Here is an 18,314-nt window from a genome sequence, read left to right as displayed (position 1 = left end):
CTAAAGTTCTGATGACAATATTTGGACTATGGACCGGGATGCCACCCCTTCTTGCGCAGCGTGTTGTCAGAACTTTAACAGAGTCGATTGTCAGCTCTGAAACAATGTCTGACTTCCGACGCTACAAACATTCGTAGAAGACGCAGAGCAGCTGCGATTTTCATCGACACGTCCCTTGCTTGGTTCGCGGACGAACATCTCGGATCGCTTTTCCAGGGGGGGTGCTGAAGGTTGCCTTCTCGCGTGTCGCCACGAGCGCCGTGGTCGTCAGCTTACTCTGAGGCAACATGAAACTAGGCTTCAAGCAATAAGGTCGCGTTGGCTTGGCGTCTCCGCCCTCAGCGGTCGGACTTATCAGACGTGATGCCGACGGCCATTTGTTCTTAGGACATCGAGATTGTCGATCTGCTCAGCAAGGGGTTTATACCCGGACGTCGTTTGGCGAACGCAAGTGACAAGCGTCCGCAAACAACAGGGGCCTTTGGCATGAATGTGGCATCAGGGCTCAGTGCAGGGCGGACATCGGTTAGCATGTGATGCCCCATAACATCGGGGTGAAGGAACTTCTGATGAGGGCCGTATCGATTGAGTTCACTAGTACCCACTTTTCTTGGAACGTGAGTCGTGATTCAAGGTCGGGATGATACCCGAAGCAAGAGAAGTCCACCTTTCGAGGAAAGATCGCAAGGTGCTTGAGGCGTGCTGTCGCTCACCGGTGACGTTGCAGCGCGATTTGAAGCGGGCGCGGATAGTTCTGTTGGCGGCGGATGGGCGCAGCACCCGGTCGATCGCCAAGGAAGTTGGGGTCCAGCCGCGGATTGTCAGCCTTTGGCGGCATCGCTATGCCGACCATGGCCTTGAAGGGCTGCAAGACAAGCCGCGGCCTGGCAAGCAGCCGATCTATACGAAGACGACCGACAAGCGGATTCTGAAGCTGCTGGATAAGCCGCCACCGCAAGGGTTTGCGCGCTGGACCGGCCCCCTGCTGGCCGAGGCGCTGGGCGATGTCGATGTCCAATATGTCTGGCGGTTCCTGCGCAGCCACAAGATTGACCTGGTGGCTCGCAAGTCCTGGTGCGAGAGCAACGACCCGAACTTTACGGCCAAAGCCGCCGATGTTGTCGGCCTCTATGTCGCGCCGCCGGCGAAGGCCATTGTGCTGTGCGTGGACGAGAAGCCCTCGATCCAGGCTTTGGAGCGAGCGCAGGGTTATCTGAAGTTGCCCAATGGCCGCGCCTTAACCGGCCAAAGCCACGATTACAAGCGGCATGGCACCACAACATTGTTTGCGGCGCTCGAAGTCGCCACCGGAAAGATCATCGCGACCCATTCAAAACGCCGGCGCCGCGTCGAGTTTCTCGATTTCATGAACAGCGTCACCGCGGCTTTTCCGAACCGCAAGCTTCACGACATCCTCGACAACCTCAACACCCATAAAAAGAACGAGGACTGGCTCAAGGCCCACCCCAACGTGCAATTTCATTTCACGCCGACAAGTGCGTCATGGCTCAATCAGGTCGAAGTATGGTTTTCCATCTTGCAGGGGCAGTCGCTCAGCGGCACCTCCTTCACGAGCCTCAAGCAGCTTCAGGAACACATCGATGCCTACGTCAACGCATACAACGACAGAGCCGAGCCCTTCGTCTGGACCAAGAAAAAGGTCCGTCAACGCCGTTTCAAAGGCCGCCGTATCACTCAGCTCTGATTCCGGGTACTAGGCTGGTGTTTTTGTACTTCGTGAGCGTGCTTGCGGCCTTGCTTTTGCTGGTGGTGAGCAACCGCGGAGCCATGGCAAAACGCTCCGGCTATCGGAGTGATTGTGCCGGGATGCTGATTGTTTCTTCCATCCTACTTGTTGATAATTTTCAGTCGGAATGCCAAGCCCTCCATCTTTTCAGTGACAACCAGCCCATACGAGGGGAGCTCTTTGAGCGGGGTGCGGATCTGTTCAGCTTCAATGGGGCTAATGCGGGTGCACCGTGCAACGCTGTATTGGCTCCTGTGATTCTTCCAGCGCCCTCGCGTCTGCGCTATCGATCGATGACGCTGAGCAGTGACGAGCCGTCAAATTATCCCGACGAAGACGTTCTAAAGAGGAGAGCAGACAAAGGGCCTCGAGTGGCGTCGTTCGCTCCTGCAGGATCGTTCCGGCAGAATGGTCCGGCTCTCCGTGCGGAGGCGCCTGTCGGTTCGATGCTGATGCAGAGGCTAGTTTCTTTGGCATCTCATAGTTTTACGACCTCGGCCGGGGTCAAAATTAGCTTCACGTTGATTATGGCGTCAAACCCGAGCGGTACTGCTTTTGGTCCACAGGTCTTAATGGATGCCGACAGTAAAGCTTTGGTCTGCGAGATCTCGCCCATGGATGCGGAAAGCATCTCTGCGTTTCGGCACTCGCTGGCGCAAGCCTTTGTTCAACAAGCGGCGAATCCCGGTGGGGGGCTCCCGAGCAAGGATGTCGATGATTTGTTTGCGAACAACTGGGCTGCTAATGCAACAAATGGCATTATGGGCGGTTGCCTGCTCGGGAATAATAATGAAAGCGGAAGGATAGTGTAGCGCAGCACATGGGTTGTCACGAACTCCACGAACGAGTCCGGGCCGCCAGATTCGGAATGTCCCTCTTCAACTCCTGTAACAGGAGGGCGTAATTCGCCCGATATGCTCGTCGCCCAGCCATTCCATGTCGTCGAGCACCGCCCGCTGGCCGTGGAGCGAGCCGAATTGAAAAGTGCAGTGCCTGCCGTCGCTTGATAATCGTGTGGACGCGTCGGGTTGCGGGCCATTAGCGGACAACTGGCAGGCAGCTCTTCATAGCTTAGGCGTCGGCGATCGACCATCTGGTCCGTCCCATCGAACACAGGCGGCGCGCCCTCATCAATTGCCATCTGGGCTGACGAGCGCTTGCGCGCACTAGGGTCTGTACCTAAATAGCGCCACGTGATTCTCTTGCCTACGTGTTGATTCGGGGGCGAGAGAATGCGCGCTGGTTTGTTTTGGCTGAACGACAGGCAATGGGCGCGTATCGAACCGCATCTGCCGAGGGGACTGACGGGGCCGGATCGGGACGACGACCGACGCACCGTCAGCGGCATCATTCACATGCTGCAATCGGGTGCACGATGGCGTGATTGTCCACGTGAATACGGCCCTTACACGACGATCTACAATCGCTTCAATCGCTGGGCCAAGCGAGGACGATGGTGCGCAATCTTCGAAGCGCTGGCCAAGCCTGGCGAAGACGGCGTCGTACTGTCGCTCGACTCGACCTCGATTAAAGCTCACCGGTGTGCCTCCGGCGGAAAAGGGGGGAGCACAATCAAGCAATCGGCCGCTCGCGCGGAGGCCGCACGACAAAAATCCATGCGCTGAGCGATCCGCTCTGCCGGCCGGTCGTCCTGCATCTGACTCCAGGCCAGGATGCCGATATCGCTGCGGCTCCCGATGTCCTGGCGCTCGCGCCACCCATGAGCGTGCTCCTCGCCAAGGGTATGATGGCGACAAGCTTCGCGGCGCAATCATTCGTCGTGGCGCCAAGCCCGTAATCCCCAATAAATCTAACCGTGTCGTCATCCATCGCTTCAACAAACGCGCCTACAAAGGACGAAATGTCATCGAACGCTGCTTTTGCAGGCTCAAGGACTTCCGGCGCATCGCCACGCGATATGACAAGCTCGCCCGTAATTTTTTGGCCGCTGTTCATCTCGCCGCTCTCGTCGCATATTGGCTCAATTGAGTCTGGACCCTAGCACTACTTTGGGTGCGCCGGGAGACCGGCAAGGAGGAGATGGTGAAAGTCCATTGCGATGAAGGTGTAGCGAACCACATCGGCCCCGAGCCGTGCGCAGGCGTCCGCGAGGGTGTCGGCGAAGCGTCGGTAGGGGAGCATGCAGGCCAGCCATTGAGCCGCGAAACAGTGTTATCTCGGGAGCCGACGCTGTCCAAAGAGCGGAAGGCAACATGGATGAGTGCGCAATTGCGAGCACCCGTCCAACCCGGCGTGGTCGTAGACCCTGGCATGCATGGAAGCTCCTTGTACGGGAACCGGGATATCTCCGGGTCGGCCATCTTCCTCCTCGGAGGAGGTGGTCCGCAGCGGGAAGGCGAGGAGCCGTAGCCGCTGATGCATGACACGGAGAAGTCTGACTCTGGCATAGTAGCTGAGAAGCCGACGAACAAAGCTGGATTACTGGCGGCGGAGTGGGCGGAGCCAAGGCCGGGGACCAAGGGAAACGCGGAACAGCAGCGCATGCACCGGACACAGGGCCGGGCTCGCATGACCCAGTCGCTGGACCGCGTACGGACAGCCGCAAGGCTGAGGAAGAAGGACCGGTTCACCGCGCTCTTTCACCACATCAATGTCGATACACTGCGGGCGGCGTTCTTTGCGCTCAGGCGTAGGGCTGCTCCCGGAGTGGATGGCATGACGTGGCAGGACTACGAGGAAGATCTCGAGCCCCGGCTCGCCGATCTGCACAAACGGGTCCAACGAGGAACGTACCGCCCGCAACCGTCTCGCCGGACGTACATACCAAAAGCAGACGGCAAGCAGCGTCCGTTAGCGATCGCGGCTCTCGAAGACAAAATCGTCCAGGGGGCCACCGTCATCGTGCTCAACGCCATCTACGAAGGAGACTTCTGTGGCTTTTCCTACGGGTTTCGGCCCGGCAGAGGACCACATGATGCGTTGGACGCGCTCTGCACAGCGATCGAGACGCGGCAGGTGAACTGGATCATTGACGCCGACATCCAAAATTTCTTTGGCGCAGTCAGTCAACCTTGGCTGGTTCGCTTCTTGGAACATAGGATCGGCGACAAGCGCATCATCCGCCTCATTCAGAAATGGCTGAAGGCGGGTATTCTCGAAGACGGCGTCGTAACCGCTGATGACAGGGGAACGGGTCAAGGTTCGGTGATTTCACCGCTCCTTGGCAACATCTACCTGCACTACGCTCTCGACCTGTGGGCCAAACGCTGGCGACAGCGCGAGGTCTCCGGCGGCATGATCATCGTGCGTTACGCGGACGATGTAGTAGTCGGCTTTGAGCGCGAGGATGACGCACGTCGTTTCCTTGACGCGATGCGCGCGAGACTGGAGGAGTTCGAGCTGACGCTCCATCCGGCCAAGACCCGCCTGATTGAGTTTGGTCGCCATGCGGCGGCTCAACGCAAGCAGCGCGGACTCGGAAAGCCGGAAACCTTTGCGTTCATGGGGTTCACGTTTATCTGCGGCAAATCACGCCGAGGGCGCTTCCAGCTTCAACGGAAGACCCGTGGCGACCGCATGCGAACCAAACTCCGCGAAATCAAGGAGGAGCTGAGGCGCCGAATGCACTGGCCGATCCCTGCACAGGGGAGATGGCTGAGGCAGGTCTTGACCGGCCACTTTGCGTACTTTGCTGTTCCGACGAATGGCCGAGCGCTCAATGCGTTTCGGTTCTACCTGACCGATCTCTGGAGGCGTACGCTTCGGCGGCGCAGTCAGCGGACCTGTCTGACCTGGGATCGCATAACGCAGATCACCGACGACTGGCTTCCCAAGGCTCGCATCCTTCATCCATGGCCGAAGCTGCGCTTCGCCGTCAAACACCCGAGGTAGGAGCCCGGTGCCTTAATTGGGCTCGCCGGGATCTGCGCGGGGGGCGCCCAGTGATGGGTGTCCCTACCGCGAACAGATTGTTGATTTTGCCGCGTTTTATAGGATTCCCGAATCAATTTTTCAATGATTCATGGGTGGTCGGCTCTTGGAGGGCTGACCATGCCGGGATGGGAAGACGAACTCGAACGCTGGCTGATGCCGTTCTTGGACCGGCTGGGTCATAAGACCCGGCAGCGGATGTGTCCTCTGTATGTTGCGGGATTGATCGGTCCTGGCGATCGCAAGAGCGTTCAGCCGATGGCGGAACGCCTTGCCACGAGCAACTACGACCAGTTGCACCATTTCATTGCGGACGGTGTCTGGGACGCGACGCCGCTGGAGACAGAACTGCTCAATCAGGCGGACCGACTTGTCGGCGGCAGGGATGCGGTGCTGGTTATTGATGACACCTCACTGCCGAAGAAGGGTGAGCGATCGGTCGGTGTTGCGGCGCAATACGCATCGGCTCTCGGTAAAACTGCAAATTGCCAAACGCTGGTGTCTTTAACGCTTGCGCGCGGCGAAGTGCCAGTGATGGTCGCGTTACGTCTCTTTCTGCCTGACAGCTGGACAAGCGACATGCCCCGTTTGAAGCGCGCTCGCGTGCCAGTCGAACACCGAACGCCACGGTCCAAGCCGGAGATCGCTTTGGCCGAGATTGACCGCGCGATGGCAGCCAACATGCGCTTTGGATGTGTGCTGGCGGATGCAGGATACGGCCTCAGCGCACCGTTTCGACAAGGGCTAACAGAGCGCGGGCTGGCCTGGGCGGTCGGTATCCCTCGGCACCAGAAAGTGTATCCCGTCGATGTGAAGCTCATTTGGCCGATCACCAAAGTCCGTGGCAAACCACGAAAGCACCACGTGCCCGATATCTTATCGATTGCGGCAGAACAAATGCTGGCCAGCGCCAAATGGAAAACCGTGAGTTGGCGTAGCGGGACGAAAGGTCGGCTCAAAGCCCGATTTGCTGCTCTCCGTGTCCGCACCGCCGACGGCCCTCCGCAGCGGATATGGGATAAAGGTCAGCAGCATCTCCCAGGCGACGAAGCCTGGCTCATTGGCGAGCAACGTGCCTCCGGGGAGAGGAAATACTATCTCGCCAATCTTCCGGCGACGACGGATCTGCGCACGCTGGCCGCCACCATCAAGGCACGGTGGATTTGTGAGCAGGCGCATCAACAGTTGAAGGAGGAGCTTGGACTTGATCACTTCGAAGGGCGATCATGGCAAGGTCTTCATCGCCACGCCCTTATGACAATGATTGCCTACGCCTTCCTGCAACATCGTCGCCTCGCATACGCGGGGCGGAAAAAAAAGAATCAACGGGCCTCCGCCTCAACCAACCATGCCCGCCGTACGCCACGCCATCGTCGATCTCCATCCTTCGGCCGCCGCCTCAGCAATGCCCATATTGCCGAAAGCAAATCCTTGAAAAGCAGCGGCCAAAACACATTCTGCCAAAGTAGTGCTAGGTGCGATGCGCGCGAAGATCCGCGTCCCTTTTCCCAGTTGGACATTCCGGCGCCGCTCTTCCATTGCATTGTTGCGAAATTCGAGCTTCTTCTCAGCCGCCGGCCAAATGGTCGGATCGCTACTGCTCGACGGTTGCCAGGAAATTGGGGGTGGTGGTGCCTTTACCGGAGCCTGCTCAGCCAGGATGGGCAGGATGCAGCTCTTCAGCACCTCCGCGAAGCGCCTCTGCTCGGCCTTGATCTCCTCCTTCGTGGCTCCATCCTTGAGGGTGTAGACCTTCGCGCCGCTTCGGTGACGCCAGTCAAAGGGAAGCGCCACGGGACCGGGATAATGCGCGCCGTTCGCTACGAGAATGATGCGGCCCTGTGAGAGCGCATGCTCGGCGTAGCCGAGTTCGGACATGATGTTCGGGTTCTGGAGGTATTTGGGCTCGGAACGCTTTTCGGCAGGTATGTTGGGCTGAAGTGCTGCAGGGGCGGTCATGCCCACCGGGGTCATGTCCGCGACAAAGACGTTCGCGCCGGCGATCTTCTCCAGGATGGTCTTCGTGATGTCCGGGGTTCCAGCGACATTCTTGGTATCGTGATCGACCTCGGGACGCTCCGCCTCCTCATAGTCGGGATCGATGGCGATGAGCTTGCAGGCGTCCTTCAGCGCATCGCGCACAAAGTAGTGATGCAACTTCGGATCGCGATCACTCTGCCATGACCAAAATATCTTCATTGGCAAACATCACCTTCTACTGTCAGCGAGCTTTGTCCCGAGCGCTCGCATTGTGTTTAATCAGGAATACCGGCAGCCATGCAAAGTGCTCTGGCGTGGCGCCGCTCAATACGAGCAAGCCGTCAAGAGGGAGCAGTATCCTCCCAGCGGACAGCTCGCAGAAACTCATCGCGGGTCAGGGCGCAGAGAGCGAATTCGCCGCGCTTCAAGGGGCCTCCAAGACGAGACGCTACGCCGGGGCCTGCAAGGTAGAAGATGTAAGGCCCTGCATTGAAGAAGACGTGGGCTACCGCACGCTTCCACTTCTCGATGAACTGCTTGTTCGGGCCCACCCAGCGCATGATCGCGAATTCCTTGCCGTCGAGATTTACGACCCGTGATCCGAAATCGAGCGACATATTGAAGTACGTCCCAAGGAACGAGCTTTCGCTGTGAATGTGGACCAGCCAGAACATCCGGTGCCCGCGCCGATAGAAGGCCTCCCGCGCGTTTCGCTCATCCTCGCTGATCGAGGAGTGCTGCAGCTCAAGGACGGTCGCGCGCGGGGTGCCGCTGCCGACGAGGACGTCGGCGCGGTGCAGCTCTCCTGTCGTCGGGTCGCGTAGAGCGATCTCGCGGCAGGACATGTCGAAGAGTTCTTTCCAGCCGAGGTGCCAGGCTCCCTCCGGCTCGCTCCAGGGATCGCAATCACCCGCCTTGTGCCGCCAGTGGGACGTGTTCTCGACGGGCATGACGGCGGTGAGCAAGCCGCCGCAGTCGCGACACGTGGTCCGTTCTCCCTTCGCGACGGGGGCGCGCTTCTGGTCGCCGACCCAGGCATAGAGCACGTTTATTGCTCCCCTTTACGCATCGCTAAACCCAACAAGCACGACAATGGCGCTGCCGCCAGCCGGTCGGCCGAGCCTTTGGTCAAAATGCATCCTCCCCCAGCAGACATCCTACCTCGCCGTCATTAGTCGACAGGCGAGCTCCTGCTCGCCCCAACGCGCAGCGAAAGTATCGGATACCTCGAACCAACTGCCGTCATTTCCGGCGCCGTGATAGAGGCCCATGCAGGAGCACTGGCACTCATGCCCAGTCGCATTCTGGCACGCAGGAGAGCATTTCTCCTGCTCACGGTAGGGCTGAATAACGTAGACCTTGCCATATTCGGCCAACGAGCGTTCAATGAAATCGTTGAACCAAGCTTTCGGCAGTTCCCAGTATTTCTTGCCGGCAATCCAAATAGGCGACGTTCGTCTATCATTCTGAAGCCACTGGCGATTCGCTTCTGCGAAGGGAAGTCGAACGCGCAAGCGCTGCCCTCTTCCCGTCCGCCGCAGTACGACCGGTATCCGCTCCCAGACATAGTTCAGCGTCAGTTTGTCCATATTCTATCGAATTTGTTTGACCGCCGCATGACGCTCTCGGCTGTCGTCAAGCTAAGCCCCATGTCGAGGCAAAGTTTAAAGAACTCTTCTGGTGCATCCGTCTTGTCCAGACGATATTGGCGGGTGAGATCCCGAGCATCCTTACCGATCGGAATGACATCACTAGAGGAAACCCACTGTGGGTTACCGACTTTCTCCTCAAATGCTGCAATGACGTCGTCGGGAAGATCGGCACCAAACAGAAAATATCGAAGATAACGGATAAAATGTGGATGCGTGTAAATGTCGGTACCTCTGCAACCATTCTCTCGAATAGACCCTTACGCGACGCTTTGATCCTCCCCTGATGGTATCGGGGGTCATTCCAGTAATTCAGTCTTTCTTGGGGAATTGCGGATCTATCGCTCAGAGATTGGAGCAAGGTAAGGATCGGCTGCGCATTGGCTTTATAAGCTGCGTGGCCCTCATCATGATTGCGATGAGATTCCCAGAGATCGACCTTCGCGAGTATCGCGGCCTCGCTCTCAGTCAGCTTGATATGATACTTCTCCATGTATCTCCTCTTCCGGCCTGAACACTCCGAGGTCGCTTCTCCTGATATTATTGTGCGCTACTCGTCGTAGGCCATGCGGCTCCCATGCTATTAGATACTCTAATTTCGGATCGGCCCGCACCGCGCTTTTCCACGCGCACCTGCACGGCAATCCGCTCGATCATGGCAGCGACATGTGTGATGACGCCAACCTTCTGACCTCTGCCCTGTAAGGTCTCCAGCGCATCTACTGCTAAGTCGAGCGTCTCCGCATCGAGCGATCCAAAGCCTTCATCGATAAACAGCGTGTCGACAAAGGACGATCGACCCTCAAGACCTGACAGCGCCAACGCCAGCGCAAGGGAGACGAGGAAGCGTTCACCGCCTGACAGGCTTCGGGTGCCGCGGACCTCGTCGCCCATGTCGCGATCAATAATATGCAGCGTGAGATCGGACGCAGCCCCTCGCGCGAGCCTATAGCGGGGTGTTAATGCGTGGAGATGATCATTCGCCAATTGCACCATGTGGTCGAGCGTAATGCCCTGCACAAAGCGACGGAAACGATCACCGCTGGCCGAGCCGATAGCATCGTCGACTGCATGCCAGATTACGAGTTCCGCTTTCGCAGTTTCGATTTGAGCGGATAGATTTGCGGCGGCGCGGCGCGCCTCGTCGTCTCGCGCGAGCGTAGCGGCAAGTCCACCTGTCAGTTGTTGCATGTCTCCGATTTCGGTTCCCAACGTCGCGACGACTGCGGCCAATTCCTCGACATCGGTGGTCTCGTTGAACCCTTCCAGCGCCCGGTTTAGGTCATTCTGACGCGTCAGCACTGCGGTGCCCGCATCGTTCACGCCTCGATCGATCTCCCGAATTCGGACCCGTAACGCTCCACTCAATGCTGGGTCGGTTGCGATCAGCGCCGCAACCTGATCCGGCGGGCGAGCAATATCCATGCAGGCGGCGTTGAATGCCTTTTCGGCTAACGCGTTACGGCCTTTGGCGGTCTCCAATCCAGCGGCGGCCTCGTCGCAGCGAGCGCCGGCCGCCTGGAACGCTGCATCTGTGGTCGATTTTGTCTCGCGCGCACGAGCAAGAGCTTCACGGGTGGTCTGGCAAGCCTCGGTGATCCGAGCCCGGTGACTTGCTGTCGCCTCGCCATCGAGGAGTTCTGCTCTGGCACGCGCCTTCTCTCCCTCGGCCAGGCGACGCTGATCGAGAAGAAGAGCCGCCGCCGTTACCTGGGCCTGCGCGTGCCGAAGCGAGGCGTCCGCCGCCGCACGCTCGGGCGCCAGGCGCTGGAGCGTCATTTCAAGCTGGCCAACTTGCTCGCGCAGGGCGGCGTACTCCGTCGCAACCGTTGACAGCGTGAGGCTAACACCGGCGGGATCGACATCGAGGTGGTCGACGGCCAGACCTGCGGCAGCAAGAAACGGCGTGATTTCACGGCTGATGGAAATGAGGCGCTCAGCAAGGCCCGCCGCCTGGACCGTGTACTCAGTTGCCTTTAATTGCGCAGCGTGGAAATTAGAACGTCTTTGGTCGATGGAGCGCGCGGTCGTCTCGATCACCTCACCGAGCGCGTCATGCTTCCGCTGCAAACTGTCGATCTCTGTCCGAAGACGCCGGGCGCTTGCGAGCGGAGACGCAATGGCGGATCGTTCTGCGATCGCGACTGAGATGAGGGCCGCCAGTTTCGACGCAGCCTGGTCATCGAGAACGGGAGGTGCGTTCCCCTCGATCCCAGCCTTCGTGCAGAGATCGTTCAACGACGACCACTGTTCGCCAAAAGCGCTGTTGGCAGCCAGAACTTGTCCACGTGCCACATCGATGCCGCGATTTGTCTCCGCCTGGCGCGCTTCTCCAGCGGAAAGCGCGCGCGTTGCAGCGTCCAAACGTTGGCCCGTCGCGGTCAACGCGGTATCAAGTTCTTCGCGCCGACGGCGAAGCCTAGCAGCTATTTCGTTCAGCGTGCTTGGATGCGCAAGATGGGGATGGTCGGTGCTGCCGCACACCGGGCAGGCCAAATTTGGAGCCAGCAGGCTGCGCAGATGAATGGCCTCAGATGAGACCGCCTCGTCGGCGAGCTCTGCGATCGGAACAATTTCCGCACGCGCGGTCCGATCGCGGAGCTGGTCCGCTTCAGCTTCAACGATCTGGCTTTTTGCTGTGCTTACCGCCTGAGCCGCCAGCGTGTGTTCCGATTCCCGCCGTGTTAGATCTGCCGATGCCCGAGTATACTGGTCGCAGACGGTGCTGGCCTCGCGCAGAGCCTCAAGCGCGCGTTGCAGGTTGACGTCTCGTTCGTGGAGCGTCGCCTCATCGATGCCGGCGAGACTAGCTCTACGATCACCGATTTCACGACTTAAGCCATCCTTTCGCTCGCGATCCTCGGTGAGCTTCTCCAGCAGCGCAGTTATTTCATTTTGCGACAGCGTAGCTGTTTCTTCCGCTCCAGCGGCCGTCACCCTAGCTGCAGCGTGCTCCTGTTGGAGCGCTCCCCGCTTCGCTAACAAGTCCATCGCATCGCCAAGACGATCAGCAAGAAGAACGCGATCCGATCGGCTTTTTAATTGCGCCGCAGTGGTGCGGTACGATTCTGATGTCTGACCGAGAGTCTCATCAATCGTTGCCAGCGCATCGGCCTTCTCGCGCAGTGTCGCTTCCGCCTGCTGCGATTTTTCCAGCGTATCATTAAACTCGGTCCGAGCTGCCGCCAGCTCGGCGTCGAGCCTTTCGGCTTCGTTCCAAAGGGGACCAAAATTCTTGAGGACCTCTTCTGCCGCTCCGTTGGCGGTTACCGCGTCCGCCAGTTGCGTTGTAGATTCCGAGTGTAGTTTCTGCGCTTCCTCGCGTGCAATAAGCAAACCGTCGAGACGGGTTTGGGCCTTCGCTGCCGTCCGCCGTGCATTTTGCAAATCGCCTGCTAGCGGACGAAGCGGCTCGCCAAGATCGAGTTCGGCAAGAGATTGATACTCATCAGCGGCTGCCTCGCGCGCCGCGTGCGCTGCGACCGCTTGAGCCTCAGCCCGCGCGAGGTCGCTGCGGGCGGCGGCCACGCGCTTGAAGTGATCTAACCGCTCGTTGTGTTGATCGCGCTCCGCGCCTTTCTGTGCAATGGTTGAAGCAAGCTGACTCTGCTCGTCCAACAGCGCCTGCCTGGCTTCGTCATCAAGAAGCCCGATGTCGTCTCGACGCCGCTCCAATTGCTCGACACTTCTTCGTCGAGCGTCCGTGCCGTCGTGAACGCGGACCGAGATCGCTGCGTAGATTTCAGTACCGGTGATCTTCTCCAGCAATTCTGCGCGCTCGCTCTCGGCGGCGAGCAGGAAAGCGTCGAACTCGCCCTGTGCGAGGAGCACCGTTCGCCGGAACTGGTCGAATGTGAGGTCGGTTCTCCTCCCCACCGCCTCACGGACCTGAGTCTTGCCAGTCGCCACCGCGCTGCCGTCGTCGAGTCGATACAACGAACGCTGCTCATTCTGCAGCCGCCCATTTGCTCGCCCTCGCGCCCGATTGGCCTCCCAGCGGACGCGATAGCGCTCGCCATCCTGCCCAACGAAATCCACCTCGGCATATCCGCTGCCGGCGCCTCGGCGCAGGATCGCTCGGCCATCATGAATTGAAATCGCCTCCCCACTGGGATCGGGCGCATTCTCCCGTCGACCGACAGAGACGCGTGGATACTCGCCATAGAGCGCGAGGCAGAGCGCGTCGAGGATGGTCGATTTCCCGGCGCCGGTCTCGCCAGTGATGGCAAAGAGGCCGGAACCTGCAAGAGGTTCTGCGGCAAGATCGATCTCGAAAGGAGCACCAAGACTTGCCAGACTCTCGCCGCGGATAGCCAAGATCCGCATGGCTATGTCTCCGCCTGTGCGCGGTGGAAGACATCGAGATGCGTGGCATCCGGGGCTACGCCGAAGGTGCGTTCAAATGCGAGCTTGAACAGATCCTCCGGATCTCTTTCCGCAAGGCGGATCATAGGATCGGCGGAAGTCACGTCGTTTGACGCCTCGGGTATTGCCGCGACACGGGTGTCGACGATGCGCGCCGGAAAGCTCTCCGCAATGCGGTCGACCTCCTCTCTGAACCCGGGCGATAACCCTTCCCGGGCAAGCCTGATCTGGACGAATGGCCGTTTATGAAGCGGCAGGTCCGATGAGAGGTTCATTGCCGTCAGATGATCACCAAGTTCGTTCAAGCGCATATCTCCCGCCTCAGGAAGGCGGACGAAGGCAACTGGCCGGTCGATCGGGATATGTTCGGATAGAACCGTTGTTCCGTCGAGGCTCACAAGAGTGACCCCGTGCGCGTAAGGCATCTCCGTCGCCGACAAGGGAATCAGTGAACCAGAATAGCGGATGGTATCACGACCGATGGCCTGAGCCTTATGCAAGTGGCCAAGCGCCACGTAGCTCGCTTCCGCCGGGAACACGTCGTGCGGCACAGCATGCTGGCCACCAACTAGAATTCTGCGCTCCGCGCCTTCCGACTCAATACCGCCCGCGACATGGAGGTGTCCCGTTAGGACGAACGGTAGACCATCCATCGGTCCCCGTAACGTGTCGACCAATTCAGCATAGAGGCTCCGCACGCCAGCGATGACGGGCGAGTCTAAGAGCTGGCCCCGCAAATTCGGACAGTAGCTTGAGTGGATTTTCTGCCTGACAGCGGCGAGGATTCTTGCTGCGAATCAGGAGCGAAGATGACGAAGAAGAGCCGCCGGACGCATTCTCCGGCATTCAAGGCGAAGGTTGCTTTGGCTGCGGTCAAAGGAGACAAGACACTGGCGGAGCTGGCGCAACTGTTTGATGTTCATCCGAACCAGATCACGATCTGGAAAAACCAGCTCCTGGAAGGCGCCGCCGGCGTGTTTGGGCATGACAAGACATCGGCCGAGACGCCGGTCGATTTGAAGGCGTTGCATGCCAAGATCGGCGAGCTGGCGTTGGAAAACGATTTTTTGTCCGGCGCGCTCACCAAGGCGGGCCTGCTGAGCGCAAAGCGATGATCGACCGCGGTCATGATCTTTCTATCGTGCGCCAGGCGAAGGTCCTGAAGCTGGCTCGCAGCACGGTCTACTATGAACCTCGGCCAGTTTCGGCCGAGGACCTTGCCTTGATGCGTCGGCTCGATGAGCTGCATCTCGATTATCCCTTCGCGGGAGCGCGTATGCTGCGATCGTTGCTGCGGCGGGAGGGGGTATACGCCGGTCGCCGCCACATCGCGACGCTGATGAAGCGCATGGGGATCGAGGCGGTCTATCGTCGCCCGAACACGAGCAAGCCGGCTCCGGGTCACAAGATCTACCCGTACCTGTTGCGCGGATTGAAGATCGAGCGGCCCGACCATGCGTGGGCAATGGACATCACCTACATTCCGATGCGGCGTGGCTTCGTCTATCTCGCGGCGGTCGTCGATGTGTTCAGCCGACGGGTCCTGGCCCATCGCGTCTCGATCACAATGGAGGCGGCCTTCTGCGTCGAAGCGGTCCAGGAGGCGTTGGCGAAGCACGGCAGGCCCGCGATTTTCAACACGGACCAGGGCAGCCAGTTCACCAGCCTCGAGTTCACCGATGTGCTGCTGGACGCGAAGATCGCCATCAGCATGGATGGCAAGGGCGCCTGGCGCGACAACGTGTTTGTCGAGCGGCTCTGGCGCACGGTCAAATACGAAGAAGTTTATCTCCGCGCCTACGACAGCGTGTCCGAGGCGCGAGCGTCAATTGCCAAGTATCTGGCCTTCTACAATCAGGGACGCCCTCACTCGAGCCTTGACGGGCGCACGCCCGACGAGGCTTACTTCGGCACGCAAGCTATGGTGATGGCCGCATGACCGTCGCCGACGATTTTGTCGTCGCTCTGGTCGGGCTACGCCCTCCCGACGCAACGACAAAATCGTAAAGCCCCGCGTTCAGCATAACCCGGCAGGAATCCACTTAAATCCAGCGGGGCGCTGTCCAAACAACCGGGGCCAGCTCTTCTACTTCACCATCTAGCCGCGTCAGATTCGGAAGGCATGCTGCGGTTGGGTAGGAGACTGCAAGCACATGAGCAGCCACCGAACCGCTTGTATCAGCGATAGGAACGAGATGACGGGCCGCCTCGACTCGCCCTTCGCGCCGCCGCACATTGCCCACGACGCGGATGTTGAATGCCTCCAACAGAGGCCGCGGCGCTTCCAACCGACCAGCTGCATCATGGTTGCCAGCAGCGATCACCATAGCCATGCGCGGATTCGCGCGGCTCAGCCGCATGAGCGTATTGTAGAAGAGCTGTTGCGCTTCCCCAGAGGGGTTTTGGCTGTCAAACACGTCGCCAGCGATGATGAGGGCATCGACATCCCGCTCCACAACGATCTCTTCGAGCCGCTCAAACACCTTGCGGTGCTCGTGCTCCCGAGAGAACCCGCGTAAAGTTTGACCGATATGCCAATCGGCCGTGTGAAGGATACGGATCATTGTGTTTATTATTCCTCCGGATCATGCACCGGAGGAGCGCCCGACCATTCTTCGGAGATTGCGCCCCAATCGACGCCACGCTCTTCGGTAAGCGTCCACACCTTCCAGAAATCCGGGTCCGCCGACTGCGGCCGCTGCGCATCGGGCAATTCATCGACCTCAACCAGCACCGGGATCGGCGCTGCCCAGCCCAAAAGAACCGCTTGGCGGGACGGAAGACTCGGCAGTTCACGCAAGAGTCCACCTACATTGTCTGGGACAAGGCGTGCGACGAGGTTCTGGTCCGCGTCATTGACGATACGGTGCAGCACAAACGTGTTGCATTGGGCGAGAACCGTTGGAGAGAGCTCCGATGGTCGCTGCGACGAAAGGACGAGCCCGAGCCCGAACTTGCGCCCCTCTCGAGCGATACGCTCGAACACCTCGCGACAAAGTTGGGTTGGAGATGACGCAGGACCATCATCATCTTTACCGCGTCGAACGAATGTGTGGGCTTCCTCCAACACGAGTACGGTCGGCAAGGTCTGGCCCTTCGGATGGCCACGGCGATATCGCTGAAGCGATTCGAAGACCAGCCGCGCCAAAACTGAAACGACGATGTGGACGATTTCGGACGGAACAAGAGACAGATCGACAACCGCGATCTGGCCGTTACTCGCCCCGTCGTCGCCGATATAGTCCTTTAGCCAGGATTCAAAGGAAGTCGGTGGATCGCGACCGATCACGGCGCCGAGCCGCTGATCAGCGAGCATACCGCGAATCCGCAGCCCGAGCGTCGAGATAAACCCCGCGAGATTACCTCCTTGCTCGGTTGCCACCCGGTCAAGATGCTCGGCGAGAATATTTACGTCGAAGAACTGTGGGGCGTCCTCACTGATAAGGGTTGCGTGACCGATATCCGGCAGCGTTTGAGCCAATGTGTCCAGCGCACTGCGGATCGTTTCGAGGTCGGAAATCGTAAAATCGTTGAAGAAATTACCTGATCGCCGGCCATCTACAATTCCCGTGATCGTCGTGGAAATCGCTGCAAGAGCGCCACTAGCGGTACCGAGGGTCTCCCCGCCAAACTGCGAACAATCTGACGCGATCGTTTCAAGGAGCCGTGCGCACTCGAATCTTGCTTTTGCTGCGCCCCCGAAAGCCTGTGTGCCAGTGTTCAGCATCGCCGAGATCCGAATCGAATAAGAACCAAGGTAGCGCCGAATCATCGCCTCTCTGGGAACTCCCTCCGTTTGGCCGGCCTTCAGCTCCCTCAGCCCCTGCATCAGCAACGGGCGTTGTGCCCCTGGCTGGGCGTGAGCGACTGCGGTCCACTCGTGCCCGCTCCAGAGCCACGCAGGGACATCGAGCGGCCGCTCTCCTCCCGTCACGGGCGGAACACGAAACAACCGCAGCTCGTCTCCGCGATCAGCGAAAGCTCTGGCATATTCGCCATTGGGATCGAGAACGATGAACCGCGCGTTGGGCACCCCCGTCTTGCCAGCCTCCTTGAGGGACTTCTCTGCGGCCTCCATAGACCATCGAATCAGACCCGCCACCGTGCATGATTTACCGCTACCGGTGTTTCCCAATACGGCCAGATGCCGACCGAAAAGCTTGTCAGGGTCCACCATGATGGCCGCGCTCGACGCCATCGGCGACGATCCTATTCTGACTCTCTTATCGTCGTCCCTCGCGCCCACGATGGCTTCGATCTGCGGGGCGGTCGGGATAAGAACTTGGTCCCCCACTGACGGAAACGCGACCACGCCACGGGAGAGTTCGTATCTGGTCATACCCGAGGCGCGGTCGCGCCGAGAGGTCAGCGTTCCCACCGGCGATAGCGACATCTTTCGGAGCGGGAATGGAAGATCAATCAGGCCGAAGTCTTTCAGGCCAGAGCGCTTTGGATAAGGAGAGCGTTCGATCCCAATCCAGGTTATGTAGGCGACTGTCGCGCCCGCTTCATTTGGGATGAGCACATACCCATTGAGACGCGGAAACCCCGCCGGAACTCCAGTATTCAATGCCGTGGAGTGCGGAGCGTCCAGTTCAAGAAGCGCCCGAACTTCGTCAGGCGCAACCGATTCGACGACACCGACAACAAGGCCCGACAATCGTTCGATTGGAGTTGTCATG

The 18,314-nt window shown here is 59.3% G+C and carries 11 protein-coding genes and 2 pseudogenes; 7 read left to right on the top strand and 6 right to left on the bottom strand.

The features are described from left to right. The first annotated feature begins 640 nt into the window (after window positions 1-640). The 6 genes and pseudogenes from AAFG50_RS35850 (at window position 641) to AAFG50_RS35825 (ending at window position 7,822) form a co-directional block, all read left to right on the top strand. Window positions 641-1,705 carry an IS630-like element ISRj1 family transposase gene (locus AAFG50_RS35850; protein WP_253574549.1) on the top strand — a complete coding sequence of 355 codons (1,065 nt, stop codon included), beginning with the start codon at window positions 641-643 and terminating at the stop codon, window positions 1,703-1,705. A gap of 17 nt (window positions 1,706-1,722) precedes the next feature. Then, window positions 1,723-2,559: a hypothetical protein gene (locus tag AAFG50_RS35845; RefSeq protein ID WP_011084715.1), complete on the top strand. Its 837-nt coding sequence runs from the start codon at window positions 1,723-1,725 to the stop codon at window positions 2,557-2,559. Window positions 2,560-2,957: 398 nt separating this feature from the next. Then, a pseudogene (locus AAFG50_RS35840) lies at window positions 2,958-3,736 on the top strand (IS5-like element ISBj2 family transposase). 540 nt (window positions 3,737-4,276) lie between these two features. After that, window positions 4,277-5,599, top strand: coding sequence for a group II intron reverse transcriptase/maturase (gene ltrA / locus AAFG50_RS35835; RefSeq protein WP_342714084.1), 1,323 nt, complete (start codon window positions 4,277-4,279; stop codon window positions 5,597-5,599). A gap of 123 nt (window positions 5,600-5,722) precedes the next feature. Next, a pseudogene (locus AAFG50_RS35830) lies at window positions 5,723-7,073 on the top strand (IS701-like element ISBj6 family transposase). A gap of 416 nt (window positions 7,074-7,489) precedes the next feature. After that, a complete protein-coding gene (locus AAFG50_RS35825; RefSeq protein ID WP_080668322.1) occupies window positions 7,490-7,822 on the top strand; it encodes a hypothetical protein in 333 nt (110 codons plus the stop codon). Between the two features lie 137 nt (window positions 7,823-7,959). On the opposite strand, the gene AAFG50_RS35820 is transcribed toward AAFG50_RS35825, so the two are convergent. From AAFG50_RS35820 to AAFG50_RS35805, 4 genes are all read right to left on the bottom strand, one after another. After that, window positions 7,960-8,664, bottom strand: coding sequence for a hypothetical protein (locus AAFG50_RS35820; RefSeq protein ID WP_011084720.1), 705 nt, complete (start codon window positions 8,662-8,664; stop codon window positions 7,960-7,962). Between the two features lie 111 nt (window positions 8,665-8,775). Next, window positions 8,776-9,207 (bottom strand): hypothetical protein, encoded by a 432-nt coding sequence (locus tag AAFG50_RS35815; protein WP_018648597.1) that lies wholly within the window; start codon window positions 9,205-9,207, stop codon window positions 8,776-8,778. 600 nt (window positions 9,208-9,807) lie between these two features. Beyond that, window positions 9,808-13,593 carry an AAA family ATPase gene (locus AAFG50_RS35810; RefSeq protein ID WP_018648595.1) on the bottom strand — a complete coding sequence of 1,262 codons (3,786 nt, stop codon included), beginning with the start codon at window positions 13,591-13,593 and terminating at the stop codon, window positions 9,808-9,810. Between the two features lie 2 nt (window positions 13,594-13,595). Further along, window positions 13,596-14,285, bottom strand: coding sequence for an exonuclease SbcCD subunit D C-terminal domain-containing protein (locus tag AAFG50_RS35805; RefSeq protein ID WP_018648594.1), 690 nt, complete (start codon window positions 14,283-14,285; stop codon window positions 13,596-13,598). Window positions 14,286-14,441: 156 nt separating this feature from the next. On the opposite strand from AAFG50_RS35805, the gene AAFG50_RS35800 reads away from it, so the two are divergent. Then, window positions 14,442-15,571, top strand: a protein-coding gene (locus tag AAFG50_RS35800; protein WP_109866565.1) for an IS3-like element ISRj2 family transposase whose coding sequence is annotated in 2 segments (ribosomal slippage) — window positions 14,442-14,694 and window positions 14,694-15,571 — 1,131 coding nt in all. Because the reading frame shifts where the segments join, the coding sequence is not laid out codon by codon here. Between the two features lie 103 nt (window positions 15,572-15,674). Here AAFG50_RS35800 and sbcD read toward each other — a convergent pair. Both sbcD and AAFG50_RS35790 read right to left on the bottom strand, forming a co-directional pair. Continuing rightward, complete coding sequence (sbcD, locus tag AAFG50_RS35795; protein ID WP_011084725.1) at window positions 15,675-16,196, bottom strand: exonuclease subunit SbcD; 522 nt, start codon at window positions 16,194-16,196, stop codon at window positions 15,675-15,677. Window positions 16,197-16,204: 8 nt separating this feature from the next. Further along, entirely contained in the window at window positions 16,205-18,313 is a 2,109-nt protein-coding gene (locus tag AAFG50_RS35790) for a DUF87 domain-containing protein (RefSeq protein ID WP_011084726.1), read from the bottom strand. Window position 18,314 lies beyond the last annotated feature (1 nt).

Source organism: Bradyrhizobium sp. B039 (genome assembly GCF_038965675.1).
GTDB lineage: Bacteria > Pseudomonadota > Alphaproteobacteria > Rhizobiales > Xanthobacteraceae > Bradyrhizobium > Bradyrhizobium diazoefficiens.
Note: the sequence above shows the minus strand (reverse complement) of the source record. Positions and strands in the feature narration are given on the sequence as shown.

Excerpts from the sequence above, each read along its gene's own strand:
- AAFG50_RS35825 (WP_080668322.1), top strand. The coding sequence starts at position 7,490 with ATGCTCGGCGTAGCCGAGTTCGGACATGATGTTCGGGTTCTGGAGGTA.
- AAFG50_RS35790 (WP_011084726.1), bottom strand. The coding sequence starts at position 18,313 with ATGACAACTCCAATCGAACGATTGTCGGGCCTTGTTGTCGGTGTCGTC.
- ltrA (WP_342714084.1), top strand. The coding sequence starts at position 4,277 with ATGACCCAGTCGCTGGACCGCGTACGGACAGCCGCAAGGCTGAGGAAG.
- sbcD (WP_011084725.1), bottom strand. The coding sequence starts at position 16,196 with ATGATCCGTATCCTTCACACGGCCGATTGGCATATCGGTCAAACTTTA.
- AAFG50_RS35805 (WP_018648594.1), bottom strand. The coding sequence starts at position 14,285 with ATGGATGGTCTACCGTTCGTCCTAACGGGACACCTCCATGTCGCGGGC.
- AAFG50_RS35850 (WP_253574549.1), top strand. The coding sequence starts at position 641 with ATGATACCCGAAGCAAGAGAAGTCCACCTTTCGAGGAAAGATCGCAAG.
- AAFG50_RS35810 (WP_018648595.1), bottom strand. The coding sequence starts at position 13,593 with ATGCGGATCTTGGCTATCCGCGGCGAGAGTCTGGCAAGTCTTGGTGCT.
- AAFG50_RS35815 (WP_018648597.1), bottom strand. The coding sequence starts at position 9,207 with ATGGACAAACTGACGCTGAACTATGTCTGGGAGCGGATACCGGTCGTA.